Source organism: Salegentibacter flavus (genome assembly GCF_900115145.1).
GTDB classification, from domain to species: domain Bacteria; phylum Bacteroidota; class Bacteroidia; order Flavobacteriales; family Flavobacteriaceae; genus Salegentibacter; species Salegentibacter flavus.
This window is the reverse complement of sequence record NZ_FOVL01000003.1, coordinates 119,962-132,512: the sequence shown is the minus strand read 5'-3', so window position 1 is coordinate 132,512 and position 12,551 is coordinate 119,962. Positions and strand designations below refer to the sequence as shown.

14 protein-coding genes are annotated in these 12,551 nt (G+C 38.2%); 7 read left to right on the top strand and 7 right to left on the bottom strand.

What is annotated here, in order from left to right; translation table 11 throughout:
• Window positions 1–2: 2 nt before the first annotated feature.
• Window positions 3–1,079 carry a YncE family protein gene (locus BM266_RS04105; protein WP_093406220.1) on the top strand — a complete coding sequence of 359 codons (1,077 nt, stop codon included), beginning with the start codon at window positions 3–5 and terminating at the stop codon, window positions 1,077–1,079.
• A 58-nt stretch (window positions 1,080–1,137) separates the two neighbouring features.
• Here BM266_RS04105 and BM266_RS04100 read toward each other — a convergent pair whose 3' ends face one another.
• Entirely contained in the window at window positions 1,138–2,622 is a 1,485-nt protein-coding gene (locus BM266_RS04100) for a S41 family peptidase (RefSeq protein WP_093406217.1), read from the bottom strand.
• Between the two features lie 240 nt (window positions 2,623–2,862).
• Here BM266_RS04100 and BM266_RS04090 point away from each other — a divergent pair, with 240 nt between their 5' ends.
• The 3 genes from BM266_RS04090 to BM266_RS04080 are packed head-to-tail and all read left to right on the top strand — an operon-like array spanning window position 2,863 to window position 4,403.
• A complete protein-coding gene (locus tag BM266_RS04090; RefSeq protein ID WP_093406211.1) occupies window positions 2,863–3,303 on the top strand; it encodes a hypothetical protein in 441 nt (146 codons plus the stop codon).
• 4 nt (window positions 3,304–3,307) lie between these two features.
• Window positions 3,308–3,835, top strand: a complete 528-nt coding sequence (locus BM266_RS04085; RefSeq protein WP_093406209.1) for a DUF4252 domain-containing protein — start codon at window positions 3,308–3,310, stop codon at window positions 3,833–3,835.
• A 1-nt stretch (window position 3,836) separates the two neighbouring features.
• Window positions 3,837–4,403, top strand: coding sequence for a DUF4252 domain-containing protein (locus BM266_RS04080; RefSeq protein WP_093406207.1), 567 nt, complete (start codon window positions 3,837–3,839; stop codon window positions 4,401–4,403).
• 61 nt (window positions 4,404–4,464) lie between these two features.
• Here the strand turns inward: BM266_RS04080 and purB are convergent, their stop codons facing one another.
• Window positions 4,465–5,802 carry an adenylosuccinate lyase gene (gene purB, locus BM266_RS04075; protein WP_093406204.1) on the bottom strand — a complete coding sequence of 446 codons (1,338 nt, stop codon included), beginning with the start codon at window positions 5,800–5,802 and terminating at the stop codon, window positions 4,465–4,467.
• 87 nt (window positions 5,803–5,889) lie between these two features.
• Window positions 5,890–6,576 (bottom strand): SIR2 family NAD-dependent protein deacylase, encoded by a 687-nt coding sequence (locus tag BM266_RS04070; RefSeq protein WP_093406202.1) that lies wholly within the window; start codon window positions 6,574–6,576, stop codon window positions 5,890–5,892.
• Window positions 6,577–6,697: 121 nt separating this feature from the next.
• Here BM266_RS04070 and BM266_RS04065 point away from each other — a divergent pair, with 121 nt between their 5' ends.
• Together BM266_RS04065 and BM266_RS04060 are read left to right on the top strand one after the other, a co-directional pair.
• Window positions 6,698–7,354, top strand: coding sequence for a TrmH family RNA methyltransferase (locus BM266_RS04065; RefSeq protein WP_093406199.1), 657 nt, complete (start codon window positions 6,698–6,700; stop codon window positions 7,352–7,354).
• A gap of 33 nt (window positions 7,355–7,387) precedes the next feature.
• Window positions 7,388–7,921, top strand: coding sequence for an SRPBCC family protein (locus BM266_RS04060; RefSeq protein WP_093406197.1), 534 nt, complete (start codon window positions 7,388–7,390; stop codon window positions 7,919–7,921).
• On the opposite strand, the gene BM266_RS04055 is transcribed toward BM266_RS04060, so the two are convergent.
• From BM266_RS04055 to rlmH, 4 genes are all read right to left on the bottom strand, one after another.
• Window positions 7,918–8,673 (bottom strand): carboxypeptidase-like regulatory domain-containing protein, encoded by a 756-nt coding sequence (locus BM266_RS04055; protein ID WP_093406194.1) that lies wholly within the window; start codon window positions 8,671–8,673, stop codon window positions 7,918–7,920. The two genes, BM266_RS04060 and BM266_RS04055, sit on opposite strands and share 4 nt — an antisense overlap.
• A 76-nt stretch (window positions 8,674–8,749) precedes the next feature.
• Window positions 8,750–10,525: a DEAD/DEAH box helicase gene (locus BM266_RS04050; RefSeq protein ID WP_093406190.1), complete on the bottom strand. Its 1,776-nt coding sequence runs from the start codon at window positions 10,523–10,525 to the stop codon at window positions 8,750–8,752.
• A gap of 63 nt (window positions 10,526–10,588) precedes the next feature.
• On the bottom strand, window positions 10,589–11,161 hold the full coding sequence (locus BM266_RS04045; protein ID WP_093406188.1) for a non-canonical purine NTP diphosphatase: 573 nt from the start codon (window positions 11,159–11,161) through the stop codon (window positions 10,589–10,591).
• Window positions 11,162–11,167: 6 nt separating this feature from the next.
• Window positions 11,168–11,641 (bottom strand): 23S rRNA (pseudouridine(1915)-N(3))-methyltransferase RlmH, encoded by a 474-nt coding sequence (gene rlmH, locus BM266_RS04040; protein ID WP_093406185.1) that lies wholly within the window; start codon window positions 11,639–11,641, stop codon window positions 11,168–11,170.
• Between the two features lie 51 nt (window positions 11,642–11,692).
• Between rlmH and nadC the strand changes: the two genes are divergently transcribed.
• Window positions 11,693–12,550 carry a carboxylating nicotinate-nucleotide diphosphorylase gene (gene nadC / locus BM266_RS04035; RefSeq protein ID WP_093406183.1) on the top strand — a complete coding sequence of 286 codons (858 nt, stop codon included), beginning with the start codon at window positions 11,693–11,695 and terminating at the stop codon, window positions 12,548–12,550.
• Window position 12,551: the final 1 nt, after the last annotated feature.

Here is a 12,551-nt window from a genome sequence, read left to right as displayed (position 1 = left end):
TTATGAAGTTCAGATTTTTTATGGCCACAGTGTTTAGCGCTGTTTTATTCGCCTCATGTGAGAGCGATAACGAGATTAATGAAATTCCGCAGGAGGAATTAGGTAATTATTCCGAAGGGATATTTATACTTAACGAGGGGAACTTCGGTTCCGGAAATAGTTCAGTTTCTTTTCTTGATCCTGATCTTCAGGAGATCAAAAACAACATTTATGCTGAAGAAAATGATGGGGAGTCGCCCGGAGATACGGGACAAAGTATAGGATTTTATGGAGATTATGCTTTTATTGTTTTGAATGTTTCAGGAAAAATTGAGGTAGTTGACCGCCATACCTTTGAAAACCTTGTGACCATTGAAAACGGATTGGATAACCCCAGGTTTATTGATTTTTCAAATGAGAAAGCTTTTGTAACCAACTGGGGAGACGGAATGGATCCCGATGATGATTTTGTTGCGGTATATGATCTGGAAAATCTGCAATTAGAGGAGATTATCCCTGTTGAGGAGGGGCCCGAAAGGATTATGACTGTGAATAACAAAGTATATGTTGCCCATAAAGGTGGTTTTGGATTTAACAATAAGATCTCTGTGGTGGATCCCAACATTTATGTAGTTGAGGAGATAATTGAAGTTGGAGATGTGCCGAACTCTATGGTGAGTAATGGTAATAGTTTGTGGGTTTTATCTTCAGGTTTGCCTGCTTATGCTGAAACAGAAACTCCAGGAAAGATCACAAAAATAGACCTGACTACTCAGGAGATAGTTCAGGAAATTAAGTTTAATGATCAGGAGCACCCTACAAACCTTAACCTTGATGAACAAAAGCTTTATTACACCTTGGAAGACGCTGTATATGTATTAGGACAGGGGGACGAAGCATTACCAGACTCTGCTTTAATGCAATTTAATAATGAAGGGGTATTGTATGGTTTTGAAGTAGCAAAAGATGAAATTTATATTGCTTTTGCCAATTACGATTTTACCGGAGATGGAAAACTTATAATCCTGGACCAGGCAGGAAATAAAATGAATGAATTTTCAACCGGTATTAATCCCAATGGAATTTACCTAACAGAATAAAAAAGCAAAGCCCCGGAGAAATTAATCTTCGGGGCTTTTATTTTTAGATCAGGATATATTAATAATCATTTCTTTCGAAAAGAACTGGTGGAATTTCATCGGTAAACATTTTCTGAAAGTCAGGAGCATCAGATCCGGCTTCATCAAGTACTTCAAGGTCGGGTGATTTAGAAAGATAAGATGCTTTTCTTATTCCCTGAATATCTTCTAAGGCTGCCTTCAATAATGGTTCAGATGGATCACCAAGAGGCTTGTATTCATTTATATATTCATCAACCGCAATATCCGGAACTAAACCATCTACATAATCGGAATTACCAAGGGCATTAGCCGATTTATAAACTAACGGTTGAATTGCATATTTATGATCCGGATTGGCATTTTGTTTACCAAAGTTGTCTGAATCATACAGTGTTACTGAGGCCTGGAACTTCCCTACGGTATTTTGACCTACGTGCACCACATTAATCCAGGCATCTAAGCCGTTTATTACAAGTTCACTTGCAGAAGCACTTGATCTTCCCGCAATAATATAGACCTTCTCCAAATTAAGGCTGTTTATCAGATCTCCATTACCTATTTTATTATTAAACCTGTCGACCAGTCTATCTGGATTATTATCTTTAAAATATTGCTGGTAAGATGGATTCCACTGCTGTTGATTAAAAATTTCTCCTTCAAACTGCCCTGTTATCATGCTGGAAAGATCTACTGCCGTTTCAACTCTTCCTCCTCCATTATAGCGGATATCCAGCACAAGTTCATCAATACCTTCAGCTTGAAAGTTTGCAAAAGCAGCATTAAGCTCGGGGTCAAAATCGGCGGTAAAACTGTTATACATCAGGTACCCCACCTTTTTACCATCAACATCAAGCGTTTTAGCAATAAATACTGGGTTGGCAGTATATTGAGCTTTAGAAAGATCATAAGTTTGGTCAAGGGCTATTACGTCATTATCCTCATTAAATTCAGCCTCATGAAGGGTGAAATTTTCCGGACTAACCAGAGAACCATAATTGGAAGGGGTCATAACCTGGCCATCAACTTTATCGAAGATCATTCCTCTTTCAATACCGGCATCGGCGGCAGAAGTATTTGGTTGTACATAACGCACGTACAGCAATACTTTAGTATTATCGTTGGGGTGATATGAGAACCCATAATTCATTCCGGTTGTTGTACTTGTACCTGCAAACCTTTCTTCAAGCGCGATATAATCATCTGTCATGAAGCTAAACTTGTCCTTTACACGATATTCATAAACTAAACCATCATAAAAAAGATCTTCAGGTGAATCAAAATCATCAAGGAAATCATTTAAATCGGCCTGAGTTGAAAAGTAGCTATCGGCGAGTTTAGGTACGTAAGTTTTATAGAGGTAAATATTGTTCATACCTTTATAAATAAAGTCTTCGACCTCCAGGTTTCTATCCGGACCGGTTTTTCCTACTTCATCATCAATTACATCATCGTCGTCCTTTGAACAGGATATTAGAAGACTGGAGGAAAAAAGGAAAAGAACTAATAATCGGTAAATTTTCATATATGTTAAGTTTTTGTCAAAAGGCTAAAATTACCCACAAAATCGTAAATTCAAAATTAATTATGACAATTTTTGAGTCATTTAAATATAATAGATTTAGTATTAAAAAAATCTTGAATTGTAAATTTACAATTCCTGAATTTCTATTTAATTTATGGGTATGTAAGAATATACAAGCTTTATACCAATATTATTAATTGCGTAAGAAATCATTTACAAAACGGACTAATACAAACAATTATGGAATCAAATAAACTTGAAGGATTACTTAAAAAGTTTGATGAGGGTAGAATTTCGTCTACTGAAGAAAAAGACTTAAGGAATTATTTTTCTCATAATGAGGTGCCACCACATTTAATGCATTACCAGGACCAGTTTCAAACCACAGTAAAAAATCAAAAGCCAGGCTATAAAAATGCTTCAGTTAAAAAGTTTTATGTTTGGGGTGGAGTTATGGCGATAATAATTCTTGCAATAGGAGTTTTTTTCCTTCAGCAGAGAAATTTAGGCAGTACTGAAAATAATGATTTAGGAACCATACAGGGTGAAGAATTAGCTCTTCAAAAAACCAGGGAAACCCTTCAAATGGTTTCAGAATTGATGAATGAAAGAAAAAAGAACCTGATTTATCTCAAAGAATTTAATAATACCAGGGAAAAAATAATTAAACACGAAAAGTAAAAAGATGAAGAAAATAGCGATACTTTTTATTATTGGTTTACTGCCAATGATAACCAATGCACAGGCCTTCGAAAAATATGAAAATATGAAGGAAGTTGATGCGATGATAATGACCAGTAAAATGTTTAAAATGCTGGCTAAAGTTGATTTTAGTGAGGGAGATGAAGAAGCACAACAATATATTAGATTGATTGAAAATCTGGATGAGATAAAAATGTTTACTTCATCCAATAGCCAGGTTCGTTCTGAAATGGCCCGGGATGTGGATACTTATCTTAAAAACGGTAGCCTGGAACAGCTAATGCGGGTAAACGAAGACGGGAAGAATATTAAATTTTATTCAAAGCCGGGGAAAAACGAAAATGTGGTAAGCGAACTCTTTATGTTCCTGGAAGGACAAGAGGATGGGGAACCAATCTCTGTTATTCTTAGTATTACCGGCGATATCGATCTCTCTCAACTTTCAAGATTAACCCGGGATTTAAAAGTGCCCGGTGCAGATGAATTAAACAATCTGGATAAAAAATCATAGTATGAAAAACTCCGGAACTTTTGGGTTTTTAGTGATACTGATGATTATGACGTCTTCTTGCGGTAATGAGCCTTCCATCCAGGAATACTATGTTGAAAATCTTGAAAATAGTAATTTTGTTGCTCTGGATATTCCTGCCAGTCTTTTGGCTAATAACCAGGACCTGGATAAAGATCAAAAGCAGACTTTGGAAAGTATACGCAAGGTAAATGTGCTGGCTTATCCTTTAAGGGATAATGAAGAGGTGTACCAGGAAGAAAAAGTCCAACTACAGGAAATTCTTAAGAATGATAAATATCAACTTCTTATGAGATATGGCTCCGGGTTTCGCAAAGCCGAAATCTATTTCACCGGTGATGAGGATGCCGTAGACGAATTTATTTTATTTGGTTTTGATGACAGTCGGGGGGTAGGCCTTGCGAGAATACTGGGAGAAGATATGCAACCACAAGGAATGTTAAACCTCCTGAGATCTATGGAAAAAGGTGATCTTAATCTGGATGGAATTAGAAATATAGCTCAAATTTTTAAAGGTGAGGTTGAGGTAGAAATCAAGGAAGAGTACTAGTGCATTTAAATTATAAAAAGATACCCCGCCTGGCTTTGTTATTACCGGCGGGATTTTTTATTTAAATCCCGGTGTAATTCTGAGGAGTTATTGCTTTAAGTTCGTCTTTTATATCATCGGAAACTTCCAGACTATCTATAAATTTTGAAATACTTTCTTTATTTATCTTCTCATTAGTACGGGTAAGACCTTTTAGTGCTTCATAAGGATTTTTATAACCTTCTCTTCTTAAGATGGTTTGAATAGCTTCAGCTACAACGGCCCAATTTGCCTCAAGATCGGCATTGAGTTTTTCCTTATTCAGCAATAATTTTCCTAACCCCTTTAAAGTAGATTTAAAACCGATTAGCGTGTGGCCTATTGGAACCCCGATATTACGCAACACCGTACTGTCGGTAAGATCACGTTGTAAACGGCTTATCGGTAGTTTTGCTGAAAGGTGTTCAAAAACTGCATTCGCGATCCCCAGATTTCCTTCGCTGTTCTCAAAATCTATAGGATTTACTTTATGGGGCATAGCAGAAGATCCTATTTCTCCTTTTGTGATCTTTTGTTTGAAATAATCCATAGAAACATAGGTCCAGATATCCCGATCCAGATCTATAAGAATATTATTGATGCGTTTTAAAGCATCAAATAGGGCAGCCATATGGTCGTAATGCTCTATTTGGGTTGTTGGGAAAGAATGGTGAAGACCCAGGGTTTCCTCAACGAAATTGGTTCCAAACTCTTTCCAATCTATATTAGGATAAGCAATCTTATGCGCATTGTAATTACCGGTAGCGCCTCCAAACTTAGCGGCGTGAGGAATGTAATGTAATTGGATAAGTTGTTCCTCCAACCGCACAGAGAATACGTCTATCTCTTTCCCAAGCCGGGTTGGAGAAGCGGGTTGGCCATGAGTTCTGGCCAGTAGTGGTACATTAGACCATTCCTGAGAAAGCTCCCGCAATTTAACACGAATTTCATCTAAAACAGGTAGGTATTCATCTTCTATAGCCTTTCTGAGGCTTAAAGGAACAGCAGTATTATTAATGTCCTGGGATGTTAAGCCGAAATGAATGAACTCCTTGAATTCCTGAAGCTCCAGTTTATCAAATTTCTCTTTCAGAAAATACTCTACGGCTTTTACATCGTGGTTGGTGGTTTTTTCTATTTCCTTAACCGCCTGAGCATCTATGGTAGTAAAATTGCCATAAATCTCCCGTAAATGCGAATATTTTTCCTTCGGAAAAGAACTGAGTTGAGGTAAGGGAAGCTCGCAAAGTGCTATAAAATATTCTACTTCAACCTTTACGCGGTATCTAATTAAGGCTTCTTCGCTAAAATAAGCCGAAAGACTTTTGGTTTTAGCATGGTATCTGCCGTCGATTGGCGAGATGGCGGTTAGCGGGGTCATTGTGTTGTGGGTGTTTGAATTATAAAGCCCCAAATATACTGCTTACAAACCATCTTTAAAACTACAGGCTTAATTCTTTTTAAAGCTTTATGCTGAAGATTTTATAAGCTTATCTACCAATTGAGGAACTCCTTTAGAAGCTCTTTCCGATATAATTTCCAATTGTTTTCCCGGCGCTACATTAGGCTTCGGATCTATGAAATACACAGGAATATCCCGAGGTGCAAATTCCATTAAACCCGCGGCAGGATATACCTGCATCGAGGTGCCTATTATGATAAGGATATCTGCCTTAGCCGTAATTTCGGCGGCCTTTTCAAACATTGGCACGGCTTCCCCAAACCAGACAACATGCGGTCGTAGTTGATAGTTATGCTCGCAAAAATCACCGATTTTAATATCTTTTTTCCAATCCATAACCAGATCTTCATTAAAAGTGCTCCTTGCTTTTAAAAGTTCGCCGTGCAAATGTGTGACTTTTGTGCTACCTGCACGTTCATGCAAATCATCTATATTTTGGGTTATAATCTCAACATCATAATATTTTTCCAGTTTAGCCAGGGCAAGATGTGCAGGATTGGGTTCTACTTCAAGTAACTGGCGGCGACGTTTATTATAAAACTCCAAAACCAGTTTCTGATTTCTTTCCCAGCCGGTAGGCGAAGCGATTTCCATAATGTCGTGGTTTTCCCAAAGCCCATCGGCATCTCTGAATGTGCTTATTCCGCTTTCTGCACTTACCCCGGCCCCGGTTAAGACAACAATTTTTTTCATAACCTTTTATTTATGACTATAAAAATAAGCACTTCTGAAAACCCGGAAGGCTAATATTGAAATAAGTACAGAAAATCTTAAGAAGGTCTTATAATTCGGCTTCAATTTTTAATTTTGGGGAATGGAAAAACAGCATTTATTGGAGCATCTCAAAAAATTCTTAACACCCCGTCGTAACAATCTTTTCGAGGAGGTTCTTTCAAAGCGTACCAATTTTTTTACGGTAGTTACCCAGGATGTTCATCAGTTACACAATACCAGTGCGGTAATACGTAGTTGTGATGTCTTTGGAATTCAGAATATACATGTGATCGAGGAACATCAACCCAGGAGAATCGATAAAGAAATAGCCATGGGAGCGCAAAAGTGGATAGATGTAAACCGGTATAATTCTACGAAGGAATGTATTGCCACCTTAAGGCAGAAAGGTTATCAAATTGTAGCAACCACCCCGCATGGTGAAGCGTGGGATCTTGAGGAATTTGAAATTTCAAAGCCTTCAGCTGTTTTCTTCGGAACGGAAAAAGACGGGCTTTCGGAAGAAGTTCTTAAAGAAGCCGATGTTCGATTAAAAATCCCCATGCAAGGCTTTACAGAAAGCCTGAATATATCGGTTTCCGCTTCGATAATTTTACAATCCTTAACCAGTAGACTTCGTCGTAGTGAGTTGCCATGGCAACTTACTCCTGAAGAAAAACTCGAAATTGAATTCAACTGGACTAAAAAGTGTATAAAAAATTCAGAACAACTTGTGGAAGACTATAAAGCATCCCAATAAATTTGCTATTTTTAGCACTTCAAGCCCCTACGTATGACCCTCTTTTTTTACCTAATTATAGCGATTATCACCTTTTTCGCTTTTTTGCATGCTTATGCAAAAAAGTCGTATGACCTAAGTCGTACTATGGTCATCAATTCTTCTAAAGAAGAGATTTTTAATTATGTTAGTCAATTAAAAAAACAACCTCATTGGGTGCCTTGGTTTAAAAGAGATCCGGATGCAGTCCTGAAATTTAAAGGGGAAGATGGTAAAGAAGGAGCTGGATTTTATTGGAAAGGAAATAAAAAGATTGGGGAAGGAACTCAGAAGATTGTCAAACTAAAACCTATGGCTATCATGGAGACGCGTCTGCTTTTTGTAAGACCCATAAAGCTAAATTCCTTAACCTATATTGGCCTTAAAGAATTGGAACATAAAAAATCGAAAATAGTATGGGGTGTTCGCGGGCTTTTACCTTTTCCCCTTAGTATCATTTCAATTTTTTACAGCGTAGATAAATTGCTGGGGAATGACCTGGAAAAAGGATTGATTAATCTAAAAACTATTTTAGAGAGTAGGGATTAATTGCGTTGAAGCACTTTAAATTCTTCGTAACATCCGCTTATTGCATCTAAAATCTGTAGATCGTTGGCTGTACGCATAAAATCTTTTGAATAATTACAGCGGCCTAAGATCTCATCGATTTCAACCTTATTGATTTGTAGTAAAGCCATAAGGGTTTCACGGTCAAATTTATTCCGCAGTAAATTCCTTATCTCGTCATCTTCTTTCATTTGCCTAAGCTTACGCATTTGTTGTGGTCTTTTTCCGAAGATATTATTGACAAGGTCTGCAGGGTTAAACAGGGAGCCTAAAACTTTTGATACTGCGCTGGGAGAATTAGTGCCGGCTTCGTAAGCGGTATTTAAGCCCGAGATGCTATAGCGCTGGTTCTCGTAAATAGGGATGTTCTTGGCGTCTATTTCAAGGTAGCCGGTTAATGTAACCGAACTTACTACAACCTCTTCCAGTGCAATGCCCAGTTCAGTCATTTTCACCTTAACATTTCCGTATTTCATCCAGTCGTTGGTAACGCGAACTTTTATGGATTTAAATCCGAGGTAGGTAAAATATAAGGTATCGTTTACCCTGGCGGGCAGCTCAAACTTACCGTCTTCGTCGCTCACAGCACCTTTAACCTGATTAAGATTTACAATATGAACCCGTTCTATTGGTTTATCATCGGCAGCATTCATAACTGTACCCGAAACCACGTTCTGTGCCGCAGCATAAAAACCAGTAAAGAGGAGTAAAAAGAGGAAAAAACTATACTTCATAATAATTGGCGCCTAAAATATAAAATACCAATAAAAAACAATGCCAGTTTTTATATTTTAAGCGCCTAAAATCTAATTATTTTTTAGAACGTCTCCTTTTTAGAGAACTTTCTATATTTCTGCCACGATCGCCGGATTTTTTATCCCCGCGCCCTTTTTTGTCAAATCCTTCAGAACGTCTTCCTCCTGATTTTCCACCTTTAAATGGTTTTCCAGAGCGTTCTTTACCGCCACCGCCTCTGCTTCTTCCTCCACGACCCGAATCAGTTGTAATTTCTACATCGATATGACGGCCATTATGTTTGAAGCTTTTAAAAGTTTCAATCACCTTATCGGCGTGCACTGCATCTGTATTAAAGAAAGAGAAGGTAGATTTAACATCAACTTTATAAACGTCATCGCGCCCTAGGTCAAGAGTTGCTTTAAGGAAATCCTTAAGACTCATCCAGTCGAAATCATCTTTTGCACCAATATTGATAAAAAATCTGGTAGACTCTTCTCCACCCGAGGATCTCTCTGAAGCACCTCCTGTAGAGCTTAGATCTGATGAATTCTTGTAATAATTAAAGAAACGGGTGAATTCTACTGAGAAGAATTTCTTGATCAATTCCTCACGGCTAAAACCTTCCAAAACCTCGTTAATACTCGGCAAGTAAGGATCTATCTCGTGATTGATTTTTGTTTCTTTAATATCGTTCGCCAGGTGAAATAACTGAACTCTGCAAATCTCCATTCCATCAGGAATATCTTTTTGCTCGAATTTCTGCTGAATTATGCGTTCAATACTTTTGATTTTACGCACTTCACTTTTTGAAACGATAACGATAGAAACTCCACTTTTTCCCGCTCTACCGGTTCTACCGCTTCGGTGGGTATAAGTTTCAATTTCGTCTGGTAACTGGTAGTTGATCACGTGGGTGATATCTTCTACGTCAATTCCACGAGCGGCAACATCAGTTGCCACAAGCATCTGGATTTGTTTGGTTCTGAAACTCTTCATCACCAGGTCACGCTGGTTCTGACTTAAATCTCCGTGAAGCGCTGCAGCGCTGTAACCGTCTTCTATTAGTTTTTCAGCAACTTTTTGAGTGTCTCTTTTTGTTCGGCAAAAGATTACCGAGAAAATATCTGGATTTGCATCTGCCAGCCTTTTTAGAGCCTCATAACGTTGTCTTGAGTTAACCAGGTAGTATTCGTGCGAAACGTTACTGGTTCCCTGATTTTTGGTTCCCACAGTAATTTCTATGGGAGTCTTCATGAATTTCTTGGCGATGGTAGCTACTTGCTTAGGCATTGTAGCAGAAAAAAGCCAGGTGTTTTTACTTTTTGGAGTATCTGCAAGAATGGTGGTGATGTCTTCATAGAAGCCCATATTCAACATTTCATCGGCCTCATCTAAAACACAGTAATCTATTTTAGTGATATCTACCATTCTACGGTTCATCATATCCTGCATACGACCTGGAGTAGCTACAATAATTTGCGCTCCGCGCTCAATCTGGCGCGCCTGGTCTGTAATGCTTGCACCACCATAAATGGCAACCGCATTAAGATTTTTTTCGAATTTAGAATAGTTCTTTAATTCGTTGGTGATCTGTAGGCAAAGCTCACGGGTAGGTGAGAGAATTAATGCCTGCGTATGTTTTGCGCTAGAATTGATTTTCTGGATAAGCGGAAATCCAAAAGCAGCTGTTTTACCTGTTCCGGTTTGGGCCAGGGCCACCATATCGGTGTCTTCATTTAACAAGACAGGAATAGCTTTTTCCTGAATTTCACTTGGGCTTTCAAAACCCATTTCTTCGACTGCTTTAAGAATTGAAGGGTTTAAACCTAATTGTTCAAATTTGTTCATATAAAAATTAAAATAAGCGGCAAAGGTACGGCTTCGTGCGCAATAAATCCTTTCTGAAGGCTTTTATTTTGAAAGATAGGAGATTAGCGCTCTAAATGCCTTGCCTCGATGACTCAATTCTGATTTTTCAGACAGGCTCATTTCAGCAAATGTTTTATCATATCCTTCTGGTTGAAAAATGGGGTCGTATCCAAAACCCTGATCTCCACGAGCCTGGTCTATTATAGTGCCTGTACAAGTGCCGACAAAGAGATTTTGCCGGTCGTTTAAATTTAGGGCTATTACGGTTTTAAATCTGGCGTTGCGGTTATCCTTATCTTTCAATTCCTGAAGAAGTTTTTCCATATTGGCCTGGTCACTTTTGGTTTCTCCGGCATAACGTGCAGATAATACTCCCGGTGCGCCATCCAGCGCTTCCACTTCCAAACCCGTATCATCGGCAAAAACATCATAGCCATACCGATGCTTTACATATTCAGCCTTTATAACAGCATTTCCTTCTATGGTGGCACTGGTTTCAGGGATTTCCTCATTACAACCAATGTCGTCCAGGGAAAGCAAATTGATATAGTGTGGAAGGAGCGCTTTTATCTCCTTCATCTTATTCTTGTTATGAGTGGCAAATACTAGATCCATAGTGATTTATTGATGGTGATAAGGTTCGTTTTTTAAGATGGTGAAGGCACGATATAGTTGCTCTGTAAAGAATAATCGTACCATTTGATGAGAAAAGGTAAGTTTAGAAAGTGCCAGTTTTGAATCGGCTCTTTTGTAAAGGTCTTCAGAAAAACCATAGGGACCACCAATCACAAAGATCAATTGTTTCATCCCGCTATTCAATCTTTTCTGAATATATTCTGAAAATCCTACTGAGGTGAATTCTTTCCCTTTTTCGTCAAGTAACACCACAAAATCTGAAGCTTGTACCTTAGACAAAATAAGCTCTCTCTCTTTAGTCTTTTGCTGGTTTTCATCGAGATTCTTAGCTTTTTTGAGATCGGGAATTACCTCAATTTCAAATTTTATATAGAACTGAAGCCGCTTTTTATACATTTCTATGAGTTGTTTTAACTCTGTACTATCGGTCTTGCCTATACATACTAATTTTATGGTCATATCCTTTATTTAACGCAGACTTTCCTACTTTTACAAAAATAAGTATTGCAAATGATCTCAAAAGACCAATTTGAAAAAGAAATAGATTTAATTATCACCAATGCTGTAAGGGAAGACATTGGTGATGGAGATCACAGTTCGCTGGCCTGTATTCCTGCTAATGCAACCGGGAAAGCAAAACTTTTGGTAAAGGACACCGGTATTTTAGCCGGAGTAGATTTTGCCCTTATGGTTTTCGAAAAGGTAGACCCCTATTTAAAAACTGAAGTTCTTATAAAGGATGGTAGCCAGATGAACCCTAGGGATGTTGCATTTTATGTGGAAGGGAATTCTCAATCAATTTTAAAAGCTGAAAGGCTTGTGCTTAATGCCATGCAACGCATGAGTGCTATTGCAACAAAAACTAAGCAGTTTGCTGATAAATTGGAAGGCACAAAAACAAAAATCCTTGATACCCGAAAAACCACTCCCGGGATAAGAGCCCTGGAAAAATGGGCTGTAAAGATAGGGGGAGGAGAGAACCATAGATTTGGACTTTACGATATGATAATGCTGAAGGATAACCATATAGATTTTGCCGGCGGAGTTACCAAAGCGATTCAGAAAACGAAAGAATACCTAAGAATAAATGATCTGGATCTTAAGATTATAGTAGAAGCAAGAGACCTTAATGAAATCAAGGAGATATTGGAGTCGGAGGGAGTTTACCGTATCTTAATAGATAATTTCAATTACGAAGACACCAGGACGGCTGTAGAATTGATCAACGGAAAATGTCAAACCGAATCCAGCGGTGGTATTACCCTGGAAACTGCTAGGCAATACGCAGAATGCGGGGTAGATTATATCTCGAGCGGCGCATTAACACATTCGGTTCACAACAAAGATCTTAGTTTAAAAGCTATATAAT

Coding starts and splice junctions, on each gene's coding strand:
- BM266_RS04105 (WP_093406220.1), top strand. CDS start 3: ATGAAGTTCAGATTTTTTATGGCCACAGTGTTTAGCGCTGTTTTATTC.
- BM266_RS04100 (WP_093406217.1), bottom strand. CDS start 2,622: ATGAAAATTTACCGATTATTAGTTCTTTTCCTTTTTTCCTCCAGTCTT.
- BM266_RS04090 (WP_093406211.1), top strand. CDS start 2,863: ATGGAATCAAATAAACTTGAAGGATTACTTAAAAAGTTTGATGAGGGT.
- BM266_RS04085 (WP_093406209.1), top strand. CDS start 3,308: ATGAAGAAAATAGCGATACTTTTTATTATTGGTTTACTGCCAATGATA.
- BM266_RS04080 (WP_093406207.1), top strand. CDS start 3,837: ATGAAAAACTCCGGAACTTTTGGGTTTTTAGTGATACTGATGATTATG.
- purB (WP_093406204.1), bottom strand. CDS start 5,802: ATGACCCCGCTAACCGCCATCTCGCCAATCGACGGCAGATACCATGCT.
- BM266_RS04070 (WP_093406202.1), bottom strand. CDS start 6,576: ATGAAAAAAATTGTTGTCTTAACCGGGGCCGGGGTAAGTGCAGAAAGC.
- BM266_RS04065 (WP_093406199.1), top strand. CDS start 6,698: ATGGAAAAACAGCATTTATTGGAGCATCTCAAAAAATTCTTAACACCC.
- BM266_RS04060 (WP_093406197.1), top strand. CDS start 7,388: ATGACCCTCTTTTTTTACCTAATTATAGCGATTATCACCTTTTTCGCT.
- BM266_RS04055 (WP_093406194.1), bottom strand. CDS start 8,673: ATGAAGTATAGTTTTTTCCTCTTTTTACTCCTCTTTACTGGTTTTTAT.
- BM266_RS04050 (WP_093406190.1), bottom strand. CDS start 10,525: ATGAACAAATTTGAACAATTAGGTTTAAACCCTTCAATTCTTAAAGCA.
- BM266_RS04045 (WP_093406188.1), bottom strand. CDS start 11,161: ATGGATCTAGTATTTGCCACTCATAACAAGAATAAGATGAAGGAGATA.
- rlmH (WP_093406185.1), bottom strand. CDS start 11,641: ATGACCATAAAATTAGTATGTATAGGCAAGACCGATAGTACAGAGTTA.
- nadC (WP_093406183.1), top strand. CDS start 11,693: ATGATCTCAAAAGACCAATTTGAAAAAGAAATAGATTTAATTATCACC.